The organism is Pseudomonas sp. (genome assembly GCF_030696055.1).
In the GTDB taxonomy this organism is placed as follows: domain Bacteria; phylum Pseudomonadota; class Gammaproteobacteria; order Pseudomonadales; family Pseudomonadaceae; genus Aquipseudomonas.
Genome location: NZ_JAUYNP010000295.1, coordinates 1 through 12,903 on the forward strand (window position 1 = coordinate 1; position 12,903 = coordinate 12,903).

Genomic DNA, 12,903 nt, shown 5'->3' on the forward strand with positions numbered 1-12,903 from the left:
GAATGAGAACGAGTTTACGATCTGCTGTGCGTCGGCCCTGCTGCGTTAAGAACAGGCTCGGCAAGCCGCTTGCGGTTAACGCGCTTCAGCGCGACCCGAAGGGCGAGTGAAGCGAGTAATGCTCATTTACAGCTCGTAAACTCCGCATCCTCGCCTGTTCTTGCCTTGCATGGCTCTAGCTCGCGAGATCGTAAAAACGTTCTACGGAGACTGCTGCATGGATACCCTGATCGAAGGTCTAGTCGCGCTGTTCCTGTTGCTCGGCAGCCTGTTCGCCCTGGTCGGCGCTATCGGCCTGTACCGCCTGCCGGATTTCTTTATGCGCCTGCACGGCCCGACCAAGGCCGGCACCCTGGGCGTGGGCGGCATGCTGATCGCCTCGCTGATCTTCTTCAGCAGCCGCGGCGAGGGCATCAGCCTGCATGAGCTGCTGATCACCCTGTTCCTGTTTATCACCGCGCCGGTCAGCGCTCACCTGCTGGCCAAGGCGGCTATGCAGCAGAAGCTCAAGCTGAGCCAACAGACCCGCGGCAGGCCCTGGGAACAGTAGGCCTACACAGTTCGTGCACCTGACTGTGTCTGTGCGCTCGGGGCCAGGCTCTCTACACTCCAGCTTGATAAGTACTGGAGAAGAGACTGATGAACGATCCAAGGCCATGGGCGCGCGAAGCCATCCGCATTATCGAGGCGGATTTTCAGCGCAGCGCCGATACCCATTTGATTCCCCTGGCGCTGCCGGGCCTGCCGGGTGTCGAGCTGTATTTCAAGGACGAGTCCAGCCACCCCACGGGTAGCCTCAAGCACCGCCTGGCCCGTTCGCTGTTTCTCTATGCGCTGTGCAATGGCTGGCTCAAGCCGGGCGCGCCGGTGATAGAGGCGTCCAGCGGCTCCACGGCGATTTCCGAGGCCTATTTCGCCCGGCTGCTGGGGCTGCCCTTTATCGCGGTGATCCCGGCCAGCACCTCGAAAGAGAAGATCGCGCAGATCGCCTTCTATGGCGGGCAGAGCCATCTGGTCACCGACCCGACGCAGATCTACGCCGAGTCCGAGCGCCTGGCGCGGGAAACCGGCGGGCATTTTATGGATCAGTTCACCTACGCCGAGCGCGCCACCGACTGGCGTGCCAATAACAATATCGCCGAGTCGATCTTCCAGCAGCTGCGCAGCGAGCACTTCCCCGAGCCGAGCTGGCTGGTCTCCAGCCCCGGCACCGGCGGCACATTGGCGACCCTGGGACGCTATGTGCGCTACCGCCGCCACAGCACCCGGGTGCTGTGCGCCGATGCCGAGCGCTCGGTGTTCTTCGATTACTACGTCACAGGCGACGCCAGCCTGTGCCTGGACCACGGCTCGCGCATCGAAGGCATAGGCCGGCCGCGGGTCGAGGCCTCGTTTCTGCCGAGCGTGATAGACGCCATGTGCAAGGTGCCGGATGCCCTGTCCCTGGCGGCCATGCATTACCTGGCGCAGCGCCTGGGCCGGCATGTCGGTGGCTCCAGCGGCACCAACCTGATAGGCGCGCTGCTGGTGGCGCAACATATGGTGGCGGCCGGGGAATCCGGTTCGGTGGTGGCGATCCTCTGCGATGGCGGCGAGCGCTATGCCGACAGCTATTACGATCAGGCCTGGTTGAGCGCCCAGGGCTTTGCGCTGGCGCCCCTGATCGCCAGCATCGCCGCCTGCGCCGAGCAGGGCGCGGCCTTGCCTGAGCTGCCGGTAAGCGGTCTATAACCTAGAGCCTGTTTACGGTCTCGCGAGCTAGAGCCAGACAAGGCGCTACGTTAGTAACAGCCTTCGGCTGGTCAAAACGCCGAGGAAGCGCAGTTTACGAGCTGTAAATGAGCATGACTCGTTGCACTCGCCCTTCGGATCGCGCTGAAGCGCGTTAGCCGCAAGCGGCTTGCCGAGGCTGTTTTTAACGCCGGATGGCCGACGCGCAGCAGATCGTATACAGGTTCTGCGCTGACGGCTGGCCAAGCCAATGTCTGCCACTGGGCTAGAGTTGACTGCTGAGGAGCGGCGCAGGCGGCGCCGCCAACCAGGGCAGGAGAGGGACCATGGGGACTGTGCGCAGCTTGTTGCACTGCTGGCTGTTGTCCGGTGTGTTGCTGGGCTTGCCGGTGCAGGCCGGCGAGGATGCGCGGGGGGCCAAGGACCATCCGCTGCTGTCGCGTTATCCGGACTCGCATATAGTCGAGTACGAGCAGAACTACAACGCCGCGCAGTTCGCCATCGGCAGCCAGGATGGCGTTGTGCAGCGCCAGACAGTGGAAGGCGACGCCACCCAGTTTCGCTACTTCCACAACGCGGTAGACAACCAGCCGAGCCCGTTGCAGCTGCTGCGCAACTACCAGAACGCGATCGAGTCGATCGGCGGTGAGGTGCTCTACGAGCGCCTGCCACAGGAGGGCGACGGCGGCGAAACCACCCTGAGAGTCAACAGCGGCGGCAAACAGGTGTGGGTACGCCTCGAGCCGGAGATATTCAGCGCGCCGACCCAGAGCTACAAACTGGTGATAGTCGAGGTGGCGGCCATGCAGCAGCTGGTGACTGCCAACCAGCTGCTGGATGAGCTCAACCGCAAGGGTTTTATCGCCCTCTATATCAATTTCGACACCGGCAAGGCCGAGCTCAAGGCCGATGGCCAGGCCACTGTGGCGGAGATTGTCAGCATGCTCAAGGCAGCGCCTGCGCTACGCCTGGCCATCGAGGGCCATACCGACAGCCAGGGCCAGGCGGCGGCCAACAAGGTTTTGTCCGAGCAGCGCGCCCAGAGCGTGATGCAGGCCCTAGTCGCCACCGGGATAGAGGCCCAGCGGCTGTCCGCCGCGGGCTTCGGCCAGGAACGGCCGGTGGCCGACAACCGCAGCGAAGAGGGGCGGGCGAAGAACCGCCGGGTCGAGTTGGTCAAGCAGTAGCGGGCCAGCCCACGCTGGTTAGCCCGTTGGGTTAGGCGCAGGCGGCAGCGCCTTCAACTGCCGCTACAACGGAGGTCATCAGATGAAAATGCTACTGACGGTCGAATTCCCAGCGGAGCCCTTCAACTCCCTGGTCCGAAGCGCCAAGGCGGGCGAGCTTATTGGACGCATCCTCGACAGCATCAAGCCGGAGGCGGCCTACTTCACCGAGCAAGACGGCAAGCGTTGCGGCATCTTCGTGGTGGACGTGCAGGCACCATCGGATGTGCCTTCATTCGCCGAGCCGTTCTTCCTCAACTTCCAGGCCAGTTGCAAGTTTCGCATTCTGATGAGCCCGGAGGATTTGCAAAAGGCTGGACTTGAGGAACTCGGCAAGCAGTGGGGCTAAGATCGCCCGGATGTTCAGCATATAGCCCGGATGCAATCCGGGGGCAGATTGCCAGGGGGCAGAACTCCCCCGGATTTTATCCGGCTACGAGAGCTGGGTAGGGTGGATGACGCCTTTTTCATCCACCACGCTCTAGTGGTGGATGGGTAAAGCGTCATCCACCCGAGGCTCGCCTTAGGCTTCGCCGTGCGCCAGGCCCAGCATGTCGCGTATCAGCGCCTCGGCCACGCGAATGCCATCGACCCCGGCGGAGAGGATGCCGCCGGCATAGCCCGCGCCTTCGCCGGCCGGGTACAGGCCCTTGACGTTGAGGCTCTGCATATCCGCGCCACGGGTGATGCGCAGCGGCGAGGAGGTGCGGGTCTCGATGCCAGTGAGCACCGCATCAGCCAGGGCGAAGCCCTTGATCTGCTTGTCGAAGGCCGGCAGCGCCTCGCGGATCGCCTCGATGGCGAAATCCGGCAGGGCCAGGGCCAGGTCGCCGAGTTTCACCCCAGGCTTATAGGACGGCTCGACACTGCCTAGCTCGGTCGAAGGCCGGCCTGCGATAAAGTCGCCGACCAGTTGCCCCGGCGCCTCGTAGTTGCTGCCGCCGAGCAGGTAGGCCTGGGACTCCAGACGCTCCTGCAGCTCCACACCGGCCAGCGGGCCGCCCGGGTAATCCTGCTCCGGGGTGATGCCCACCACTATGCCGGCGTTGGCGTTGCGCTCGTTGCGCGAGTACTGGCTCATGCCGTTGGAGACTACGCGGTTCGGCTCGGAGGTGGCGGCCACCACGGTGCCGCCCGGGCACATGCAGAAGCTGTACACCGAACGGCCGTTGCTGGCGTGGTGCACCAGCTTGTAGTCGGCGGCGCCCAGCTTGGGGTGGCCGGCGTATTTGCCCAGGCGCGCGCGGTCGATCAAGGACTGCGGATGCTCGATACGGAAGCCCACCGAGAACGGCTTGGCCTCCATAAACACCTCGCGGCTGTGCAGCATGCGGAAGGTATCGCGCGAGCTGTGGCCGAGGGCGAGAATCACCTGGCGGCTGCGGATCTGCTCGCCGCTGCCGAGCACCACGCCCAGCAGTTGGCCGTCTTCGATCAGCACATCGCTGACCCGCTGCTGGAAGCGTACTTCACCGCCCAGGGCCTTGATTTCCTCGCGCATGGCGGCGACCACACCGGTCAGGCGGAAGGTGCCGATATGCGGCTTGCTGACGTAGAGGATTTCCTCCGGCGCGCCGGCCTTGACGAACTCTTGCAGCACCTTGCGGCCCAGGTGCTTGGGGTCCTTGATCTGGCTGTACAGCTTGCCGTCGGAAAAGGTGCCGGCCCCGCCTTCGCCGAACTGCACGTTGGACTCGGGGTTGAGCACATGCTTGCGCCACAGGCCCCAGGTGTCCTTGGTGCGCTGGCGCACTTCGGTGCCGCGTTCCAGCACTATCGGGCGCAAGCCCGCCTGGGCCAGGATCAGCGCGGCGAAGATGCCGCAGGGGCCGAAACCCACCACCAGCGGCCGCTCTTCGAGGTTTTCCGCGGACTGGCCGACCGGTTTGTAGGCGGTGTCCGGTGACGGGCCGATCTGCCGGTCATCTTTGAGCCTGGCCAGCAGCGCCGCCTCATCGCGCACCGTGCAGTCGAGGGTGTAGATAAACTGCAGTTCGCTGGATTTCTTCCGTGCATCGTAGCTGCGCTTGAACAGGTTGAAATCGAGCAGCTCGCCGTCGGCTATCCCCAGGCGCTGGACTATGGCCGGGCGCAGGGCATCGATGGGGTGGTCGAGGGGCAGCTTGAGTTCGGTGATGCGTAGCATGGGGCAATCCACTATCAGGGCCGGAGGCAACCCGGCAAGGTGTAAAAGACGGCGATTATACCTGTGAATGCCAGCCAGGCGTGGCAGGCCGCTGACTGGCATGGAGGGTGCGTTATCGGTGGGCTTGGTTATGCCGAATACAAAGCGGCGTTTGCCCTGTGATCATGGATGCGTCCAGGCCAGCATCACATCCAGCATGCGGTTGGCGAAGGCCCACTCGTTGTCGTACCAGGCCAGCACCTTGACCAGGTCGCCCTGCACCCGGGTGTGGTTGAGGTCGACCACGCAGGACACTGGATGGCCATTGAAGTCGCGGGACACCAGCGGCAGCTCGTTGCATTCCATCACCCCGGCCGGCAGTTGTTGCGCGCCGGCCTGCAGGGCCGCATTGAGCGCCTCGCGGCTGGCCGGGCGCTCGCAGGTGAAGGTCAGGTCGAGCAGTGACACGTTCGGCGTCGGTACCCGCACCGCCAGGCCGTCCAGGCGTCCGGCCAGTTCCGGCAAGACCAGGCCGATGGCCTTGGCCGCGCCGGTGCTGCTGGGGATCATCGACAGCGCCGCGGCGCGGGCGCGATACAGGTCGCCGTGGGCCTTATCCAGCAGGCTCTGGTCGTTGGTGTAGGAATGAATGGTCGTGACCAGGCCCTGGCGAATGCCCACCGCCTGGTGCAGCACCTTGGCCAGCGGCGCCAGGCAATTGGTGGTGCAGGAGGCGTTGGAGACTATCTGCTGGCTGCCCAGCAGCTCATGGTTGACGCCATACACCACGGTCAGGTCGGCGCTGTCCAGGGGATGGGAGAGCAGCACCCGCGGGCTGCCCGCGGTCAGGTGCTGTTCGACCTGAACGCGCTTTTTCAGCTTGCCGGTACATTCCAGCACCAGGTCGACGCCATGCTGGCGCCAGGGCAGGTTGACCACTTCGCGCTCGCGCAGCAGGTGAATGGGATGGCCGTTCACCTGCAGCACGTCATCCTGCAGGTTGATACGCCCGGCAAAGCGGCCGAAGGTGGAATCGAAGCGGGTCAGGTGGGCGAGGGTGGCCTGGTCGCCCAGGTCGTTGATCGCCGTGAGGTGAATCTTCCGCTCCAGTTCGCGCTCGAACAGCGCGCGCACCACGGAGCGGCCGATACGGCCATAGCCATTGATAGCAATGCGCAGCATAGCGATGTCCCTCTGCCGGAGTTTCCTTCAGCTTAGGTCAGGGACAGGCCTGCGCCGTGCAAGGGCGGCAAAAAGGCCGCCCGGCATCACAGGTCGCGCGCCCCCCCCCTAGCACCACCCAAATAGGCGCAGCCGCGCAGCACTTCGCCGTTCAGGCGCAGCTCGGCGCTGAGGTGCTGCACGGTGCCGCTCAGGCTGTCGACGCAGCGCTGTGGCGCGACCCAGAGTTCCAGGCGCTGGCCATTGGCTTCGCTGCTCAGGTGCAGGCGGCCTTCCGGCAGTTGCTCTTCCAGGTAGGGCAGGGCTTGGGGTTCCAGGCCCTGGCGATTGAGGACCAGGCCCTGGCGGTTGACCGCGACACTCCAGCCCGGCTCCTGGCCGCTGGCGTGCAGGCTGGTGCGTTTGAAGTTGATATCGCTGCAGCCCGCGCCCTGCGTCTGCAGGCGATACACCAGGCTGGGGGAGAACTTGCCATCGACGCCGGCCTGCTCACTGGCTTTCAGGCTGCCACGCAGGTCGGCAAACAGGCTGCTCGCGCCGTCAGCCAACAACTCTGCGGCCTCGCGGCTGATGCCGCTGTTGCCATCGTCGCTGATCACGAAGCGGCGCTGCTCCTGGCACGGACGAAAGTGCAACTGCCCCGCTTGCAGGCTGAGCTCGCCCTGCAGGCGGGTCTCCGGGACGGTCGCGCTGCTCGGTTTGTCGCTGAATACCTGGCAACCGGCAAGCCAGGGCAATAGGGCGGCGCAAAAAAATTGCCTGGAGCAATTTTTAACGTCGCGTAGCGACGGCCAGAAGGGTGGCCGCCAGGGATGGCAGGCCATAAAAATGGGGCTGAAACGCATGCGGACTCTCCTGATAAGGCCGCCCACGTTACCCAGGCCGCTGGGCGATCACAAGGGCGCAACCAGGCAGGGCGCGGCGCGAAGGACTATATCCATAAGGAGAGGGGGCGCTGCGCAACAGCGCAGTCGAGAGCACCGGAGGCAATATGACCCGCATAGTGACAGTGACCCTGAGCCCGGCGCTGGATGTCGCCACCCGTGTGGCGCGCCTCTACCCGGACGCCAAGCTGCGCTGCAGCGCTCCGGTCTATGCCCCGGGCGGCGGCGGCATCAACGTCGCCCGCGCCATCCACAGGCTGGGCGGCAAGGCCCTGGCGCTGTTTCCGGTCGGCGGCTCGACGGGCCGGCATCTGGTCGATCTGCTCGGCGCCGAAGGGGTGCCCACCCAGGCCCTGCCGATCGCCGAATGGACCCGCGAATGCATCAACCTGGTGGAGCAGAGCAGCACCCAGCAATACCGCCTGGTGATGCCCGGTGCCCGCCTGAGCCTGAGCGAGCAGGAACAGCTGCTGGCGGCGGTGCAGGCCCTGCCGGCTCCCGAGTACCTGGTGATCAGCGGCAGCCTGCCCGAAGGCCTGGCGGCGGACTTTCTCCCGCGACTGCTGGGCATCGCCCGCCAGCATGGGGCGCGCTGCATCCTCGACAGCTCGGGGGCCGCGCTGCGCCAGGCGCTGGATATCGGCGGAGTGTTCCTGATCAAGCCGAATATCGAGGAGTTCAGTGCCCTGGCCGGGAAAGACATCGCCGATCCCGAGCAACTGGTCGACAGCGCCCGTGAGCTGATCGCGGCAGGCAAGTGCCAGGCCCTGCTGCTCTCGCTCGGGGCGCAAGGGGCGCTTCTGGTCAGCACCGGCTTGACCGAGCGCATCCCCGCGCCGACCGTGCGCAAACGCAGCACAGTCGGCGCGGGTGACAGCATGCTCGGCGCGGTGACCCTCAAGCTGGCCTCTGGCGCCGATTGGCGTGAGGCCGCCCGTTACGGGGTGGCCGCCGGCAGTGCGGCGATCATGACCGAGGGCAGCGAACTCTGCCGGCGCAGCGACACCGAGCAGTTATTGACCTGGTTGCAGCCGCCCTCTGTTGGCCCCGGGTGACTGTCGATCCACGGCTGGCGGACTACAGACGGCAGAGTGCTATCAGACGAAATGAACTACCCCTCGGCGGCCTATGCAACTAGGGTAAAGAGGTGGGTGGCTAGCTGCTGAGCTTGACCCCCAACCCAGCATGCGCCAGCCGCCCTTGCGGAGGGCATCACCATGAGCGACGCTACACCACGCCTGACGCTGGAGCTGCTGCTGCGCTTCAGCCCCTTCGATTTTCTCAGCCCGCAATACCAGCAGCAGGCGCTGGATAGCTTGCAATATGTGCAGCGCAAGGCCGGCAGCCCCCTGTTCAAACGCGGCGAAAAGTCCCTGGCGTTGTATTACCTGCTGGAAGGCAAGGTGGGGCTTGGCGAGGAAGGCGCGCGCACACCCATGCTGGGCGGCAGCCCAGAAGCCTGCCATGCGCTCAACGAAATGCAGCCCCAGGCGCAGACGGTGGTGGCCTTGAGTGATGTCACCCTGTTTGCCCTGGAGCGTGGCCTGCTCGAACGCCTGTTGAACTGGAGCCAATCCTCCGATTACGGCGTGGTCAGCCTGAATATGGAGGTCGAAGAGCAGCACGGCGACGATTGGCTGGCCAAGTTGCTGCGTTCGCCCTTGTTCGGCCGCCTGCCGCCTTCCCACTTGCATAAGCTGCTGGCGCGCTTCGAGTTTATCGAGGTGGCGGGCGGCGAAGCGGTGGTGCGTTATGGCGAGCCGGGTGAGCATTTCTTCGTGCTCAAACAGGGGCGGGCGGCGGTCACGCTGCCCTCGGCGTACCAGCAGGAACCGCGGCAAATATTGCAGGTCGGCGACTTTTTCGGCGAGGAGGCGCTGGTCAGCGGCGCGGTGCGCTCGGCCACCGTCACCATGCTGGAAGACGGCGTACTGGCTCGCCTGGAGCGCGAGCTGTTCGTCGAGCTGGTGCACCCGACGCTGATTCCGCAGATCAGCAGCGAGCAGCTGCATAAGATGACCCGCCTGGGCCAGCGTCAGTTCCTCTTGTTGGATGTGCGCTTGCCCATGGAGTACCGGCTCGGCCATCAACCGGGCTGCATCAGCCTGCCGGTGGCCAACCTGCGCACCCATGCCGAGAGCCTGGATCGCCACACCCTGTATGCGGTCACCCCGGAAGGCGGCATCCGCAGCGAACTGGCGGTGCACCTGCTCAATCAGTTGGGTTTCGAGGCTTATCTGCTCACCGACCCTCCCAAACAGTCGCCGGTGGCAGCCTAAGTGCGCAGGATTTAGAAGGGTTGCTGCGGCCGTGGGGCCTGATGGGGGAGGCGTCTAGCCATGCTTAGGCGCCTGCCCTATCAGCTTGTCTCGGCGTACCTTGCTTAGCGAGCCCAAGGCCTTGTGGTATGACCACTCGACAAGCTCCTGCAAATAGGCGCTGGGCAGGCTTTGGGCGTCGACCAGGGTGACCCAGTGGAACCTGGCCATATAGCGCGCCGGCTTGATCCCAGGAATATCGGTGAGCTCGAGAAAACGTTCAGGCGTGACTCGTATGCTGAAGCGCCACCTTTCCGGCTCGCTGGTTTTGAAGTAGGCGAAGTTCTTGTCGCCGACCGCATAGACCAGCACATTGCTCGGATGCCCGTGCTCACGCGCACTAGCGCCCGGAAGGCGGCCGCAAAAATCCTTGAGTTGTTGCGTGTTCATGGCTGTCTGCATCTGGGCCTAACCGGCAGAGGGGCGAGTTGTGGCCCGCCCTGAATCAGGGGGTTGTTCGGTGCTCAATCACCCAGGCCAGGCGGCAGGATGTCGAATTGAGGCACGCCTTCAGGAAACACCGCCCAATCCGGCGCCGAAGCGGTATAAATGGCCATTTTCGGGGACAGTTGCTGATCGCCTCTTATCGTAGGGGCTGCGACTGAATAAAAGTCTGCGACTGTGACTTCCACGCATAGGTTGGTGCCGCAGTCGCCACAAAACAGATGATTCATGGCTTGGCCGGAGTCGCCAGGGCGGGTAAAGGATGCGGGGGAGCCTTTGGTAAAGGTCAGCTTATCTTTGGGCACCCATAGCCCGAACCATTTGTCCGAGCCGGTACGCACCTGGCATTCCTTGCAGTAGCAAAACACCGAGTTGATCGGCTCCCCGGCAAAGGAGTAATGGATGGCGCCGCAGCCGCAGCTGCCTTCATAGTTTTTCATCAGCCTATATCCCTATTTTGAATTGACGTCCGAGCTTTAGATTAAGCGCGGACGTGAGTGCGCCCCGAGTGCTGCGAATCTTCGTGAACCCTTGCCTAGGCTTTGTCCGCTGGGACATAAGCCTGCTCAAACTGCGGTAAATCATCAGCGATGGGCCACCAGTTGGCTTTTGAACCGGTGTAGAAATGCGCCACCGGCTTGGCTGTCAGTGCTTCATTGAGCAGGCCGGCCCGGATGCGCAACACCCCCGGCAGGCTGTCTTTAAGGCTGTAAAGGGGTGAGCCGCATCTGCTGCAGAACACACGCTGTTTGCCGGGGGAGGAGGAAAAGCTTGTGAGTAACTCCGCGCCACTCAGCAAATGGAAAGCCGCCGAGGCAACCGGCGTATTGGTGGCGAAAGGTGTGCCCTGAGCTTTGCGGCACTGAGAGCAGTGGCAGACCTGAATGGAGGCAAGTTCAGCCTCGATACGAAACTGCACGCCGCCACATAAACAACTCCCTGTATACATAGCTGCCTCCTGCATTTAAGTGGCTAAGGTGCGACCCGAGGTCCGACCCATGGTTCGACCTGAGGCGGGGCCGCCGGTATAGCGCCGCGTGCTGGACGATAACCTGCGCCGGCGTACAGCGCCATGCCGTTGCGGTTGCGGGCTGCTAGGGATGGTCTGAAGTAGCCCGCTGTTTTTGCACCGCGCATAAAAAAGCCCTGCATCGGCAGGGCTATGGGGCAGCTGATTTAGCGGGCGCGAGTGGTTTAGATCAGCTCGGCCCACATATCGTATTCGTCGGCATCGACGATACGCACCCGTACCTTGTCGCCCGGGTTGATGGCGGTGCTGTTGATAAACACGCTGCCGTCGATTTCCGGGGCGTCGGCGTAGCAACGGGCGACCGCGCCTTGGTCGTCGACTTCGTCGATCAGCACTTCCAGTTCCTGGCCGATCTTCAGCTGCAGGCGCGCGGTGCTGATGGCTTGCTGGTGGGCCATAAAGCGGTCCCAGCGATCCTGCTTCACATCGTCCGGTACGTGGTTATCCAGCAGGTTGGCTGGCGCGCCTTCAACCGGCGAGTACTGGAAGCAGCCGACGCGGTCGAGTTGGGCTTCGGTCAACCAGTCGAGCAGGTACTGGAAGTCTTCCTCGGTCTCGCCGGGGAAGCCGACGATAAAGGTCGAGCGGATGGTCAGCTCGGGGCAGATCGCGCGCCAGTTCTTGATGCGGGCCAGGGTCTTGTCTTCGAAGGCCGGGCGCTTCATGGCTTTCAGCACTTTCGGGCTGGCGTGCTGGAAGGGGATGTCCAGGTACGGCAGCAGCTTGCCGGCGGCCATCAGCGGGATCAGTTCGTCGACGTGTGGGTAGGGGTAGACGTAGTGCAGGCGTACCCAGATGCCCATGCTGGAGAGCGCTTCGCACAGCTCGGTCATGCGCGTCTTCACCGGCTGGCCGTTCCAGAAGTCGGTCTCGTATTTGACGTCGACGCCATAGGCGCTGGTGTCCTGGGAGATCACCAGCAGTTCCTTGACCCCGGCTTTGACCAGGCGCTCGGCTTCGCTGAGCACTTCACCCACCGGGCGGCTGACCAGTTTACCGCGCATCGAGGGGATGATGCAGAAGCTGCAGCTGTGGTTGCAGCCTTCGGAAATCTTCAGGTAGGCGTAGTGGCGCGGGGTAAGTTTGATGCCCTGGGGCGGCACCAGGTCGATCAGCGGGTTGTGTTCGGTACTGGGCGGCACCACTTCGTGCACGGCGTTGAGCACTTGCTCGTACTGCTGCGGGCCGGTCACGGCCAGCACGCTGGGGTGCACATTGCGAATCGCGCTTTCTTCCACGCCCATGCAGCCGGTGACTATCACCTTGCCGTTCTCGGCGAGGGCTTCGCCAATCACTTCCAGGGACTCGGCCTTGGCGCTGTCGATAAAACCACAGGTGTTGACCACTACCACGTCGGCGTCCTGATAGGTGGAGACGACTTCGTAACCTTCCATGCGCAGTTGGGTCAGGATGCGTTCGGAGTCCACCAGGGCTTTGGGGCACCCGAGTGAAACAAATCCGACTTTTGGCGTGGCGGGGGTGGACATGCAGTTAACCTCAGGCGTGTACGGGTGGATGCTGGGCGCTTGCTGCGCCTCTGATCAAAAAGTGCGCAATTCTAGCGGCGGCGCGGCGAATTGACCAGCGCTGAGCGTCGCTTGCAGTGGCTTGTTTGGATAAGCGTGGCGCTGGCTATAGGGGTTGCCGAGCAAGATGCCCGTCAGGGCGGCCGCTTCGCTTTGGGTGAGGACGACTAAAGCCTGGTTGCACAGGGAGTCTGAATGTTGCACAAACAAAAAGGCCACTCGATTGAGTGGCCTTTTTGAGTATCTGGTTGCGGGAGCCGGATTTGAACCGACGACCTTCGGGTTATGAGCCCGACGAGCTACCAGACTGCTCCATCCCGCGTCGTCAATTCTACGCAAATATGGCCTGCTGTCAACCGAATACTGCTTTTTAATCAACTGCTTAAGTAATGGCGGGGGGCAAAGCAAAAAAGGCCACTCGATTGAGTGGCCTTTTC

The 12,903-nt window shown here is 63.5% G+C and carries 13 protein-coding genes and 1 tRNA gene; 6 read left to right on the top strand and 8 right to left on the bottom strand.

Going from position 1 to position 12,903, the window contains the following annotated elements; translation table 11 throughout:
- Positions 1–217: 217 nt before the first annotated feature.
- The 4 genes from Q8Q83_RS17670 to Q8Q83_RS17685 all read left to right on the top strand — a co-directional run bounded on the left by Q8Q83_RS17670 (position 218) and on the right by Q8Q83_RS17685 (position 3,306).
- Positions 218–550, top strand: coding sequence for a Na+/H+ antiporter subunit G (locus Q8Q83_RS17670; RefSeq protein ID WP_305625436.1), 333 nt, complete (start codon positions 218–220; stop codon positions 548–550).
- A gap of 89 nt (positions 551–639) precedes the next feature.
- On the top strand, positions 640–1,731 hold the full coding sequence (locus Q8Q83_RS17675) for a PLP-dependent cysteine synthase family protein (RefSeq protein ID WP_305625437.1): 1,092 nt from the start codon (positions 640–642) through the stop codon (positions 1,729–1,731).
- Positions 1,732–2,057: 326 nt separating this feature from the next.
- Positions 2,058–2,918: an OmpA family protein gene (locus tag Q8Q83_RS17680; RefSeq protein ID WP_305625438.1), complete on the top strand. Its 861-nt coding sequence runs from the start codon at positions 2,058–2,060 to the stop codon at positions 2,916–2,918.
- A gap of 82 nt (positions 2,919–3,000) precedes the next feature.
- A complete protein-coding gene (locus tag Q8Q83_RS17685) occupies positions 3,001–3,306 on the top strand; it encodes a panthothenate synthetase (protein ID WP_305625439.1) in 306 nt (101 codons plus the stop codon).
- A gap of 174 nt (positions 3,307–3,480) precedes the next feature.
- On the opposite strand, the gene Q8Q83_RS17690 is transcribed toward Q8Q83_RS17685, so the two are convergent.
- From Q8Q83_RS17690 to Q8Q83_RS17700, 3 genes are all read right to left on the bottom strand, one after another.
- Positions 3,481–5,103 carry an NAD(P)/FAD-dependent oxidoreductase gene (locus Q8Q83_RS17690; RefSeq protein WP_305625440.1) on the bottom strand — a complete coding sequence of 541 codons (1,623 nt, stop codon included), beginning with the start codon at positions 5,101–5,103 and terminating at the stop codon, positions 3,481–3,483.
- A 162-nt stretch (positions 5,104–5,265) separates the two neighbouring features.
- Entirely contained in the window at positions 5,266–6,264 is a 999-nt protein-coding gene (gene gap / locus Q8Q83_RS17695; protein ID WP_305625441.1) for a type I glyceraldehyde-3-phosphate dehydrogenase, read from the bottom strand.
- Positions 6,265–6,350: 86 nt separating this feature from the next.
- Positions 6,351–7,109: a COG3650 family protein gene (locus tag Q8Q83_RS17700; RefSeq protein ID WP_305625442.1), complete on the bottom strand. Its 759-nt coding sequence runs from the start codon at positions 7,107–7,109 to the stop codon at positions 6,351–6,353.
- A 146-nt stretch (positions 7,110–7,255) separates the two neighbouring features.
- Here Q8Q83_RS17700 and pfkB point away from each other — a divergent pair, with 146 nt between their 5' ends.
- Together pfkB and Q8Q83_RS17710 are read left to right on the top strand one after the other, a co-directional pair.
- Positions 7,256–8,203, top strand: coding sequence for a 6-phosphofructokinase II (gene pfkB, locus Q8Q83_RS17705; RefSeq protein ID WP_305625443.1), 948 nt, complete (start codon positions 7,256–7,258; stop codon positions 8,201–8,203).
- Positions 8,204–8,365: 162 nt separating this feature from the next.
- Positions 8,366–9,427, top strand: coding sequence for a cyclic nucleotide-binding domain-containing protein (locus Q8Q83_RS17710; RefSeq protein ID WP_305625444.1), 1,062 nt, complete (start codon positions 8,366–8,368; stop codon positions 9,425–9,427).
- 54 nt (positions 9,428–9,481) lie between these two features.
- Here Q8Q83_RS17710 and Q8Q83_RS17715 read toward each other — a convergent pair whose 3' ends face one another.
- The 5 genes from Q8Q83_RS17715 to Q8Q83_RS17735 form a co-directional block, all read right to left on the bottom strand.
- Entirely contained in the window at positions 9,482–9,856 is a 375-nt protein-coding gene (locus Q8Q83_RS17715) for an MmcQ/YjbR family DNA-binding protein (RefSeq protein ID WP_305625445.1), read from the bottom strand.
- 74 nt (positions 9,857–9,930) lie between these two features.
- Positions 9,931–10,350 (bottom strand): GFA family protein, encoded by a 420-nt coding sequence (locus Q8Q83_RS17720; protein WP_305625446.1) that lies wholly within the window; start codon positions 10,348–10,350, stop codon positions 9,931–9,933.
- A gap of 95 nt (positions 10,351–10,445) precedes the next feature.
- Complete coding sequence (locus Q8Q83_RS17725; protein WP_305625447.1) at positions 10,446–10,859, bottom strand: GFA family protein; 414 nt, start codon at positions 10,857–10,859, stop codon at positions 10,446–10,448.
- A 245-nt stretch (positions 10,860–11,104) separates the two neighbouring features.
- Positions 11,105–12,427, bottom strand: a complete 1,323-nt coding sequence (gene rimO / locus Q8Q83_RS17730; RefSeq protein ID WP_305625448.1) for a 30S ribosomal protein S12 methylthiotransferase RimO — start codon at positions 12,425–12,427, stop codon at positions 11,105–11,107.
- 284 nt (positions 12,428–12,711) lie between these two features.
- Positions 12,712–12,788 (bottom strand) — tRNA-Met (locus Q8Q83_RS17735).
- Between the last annotated feature and the right edge of the window lie 115 nt (positions 12,789–12,903).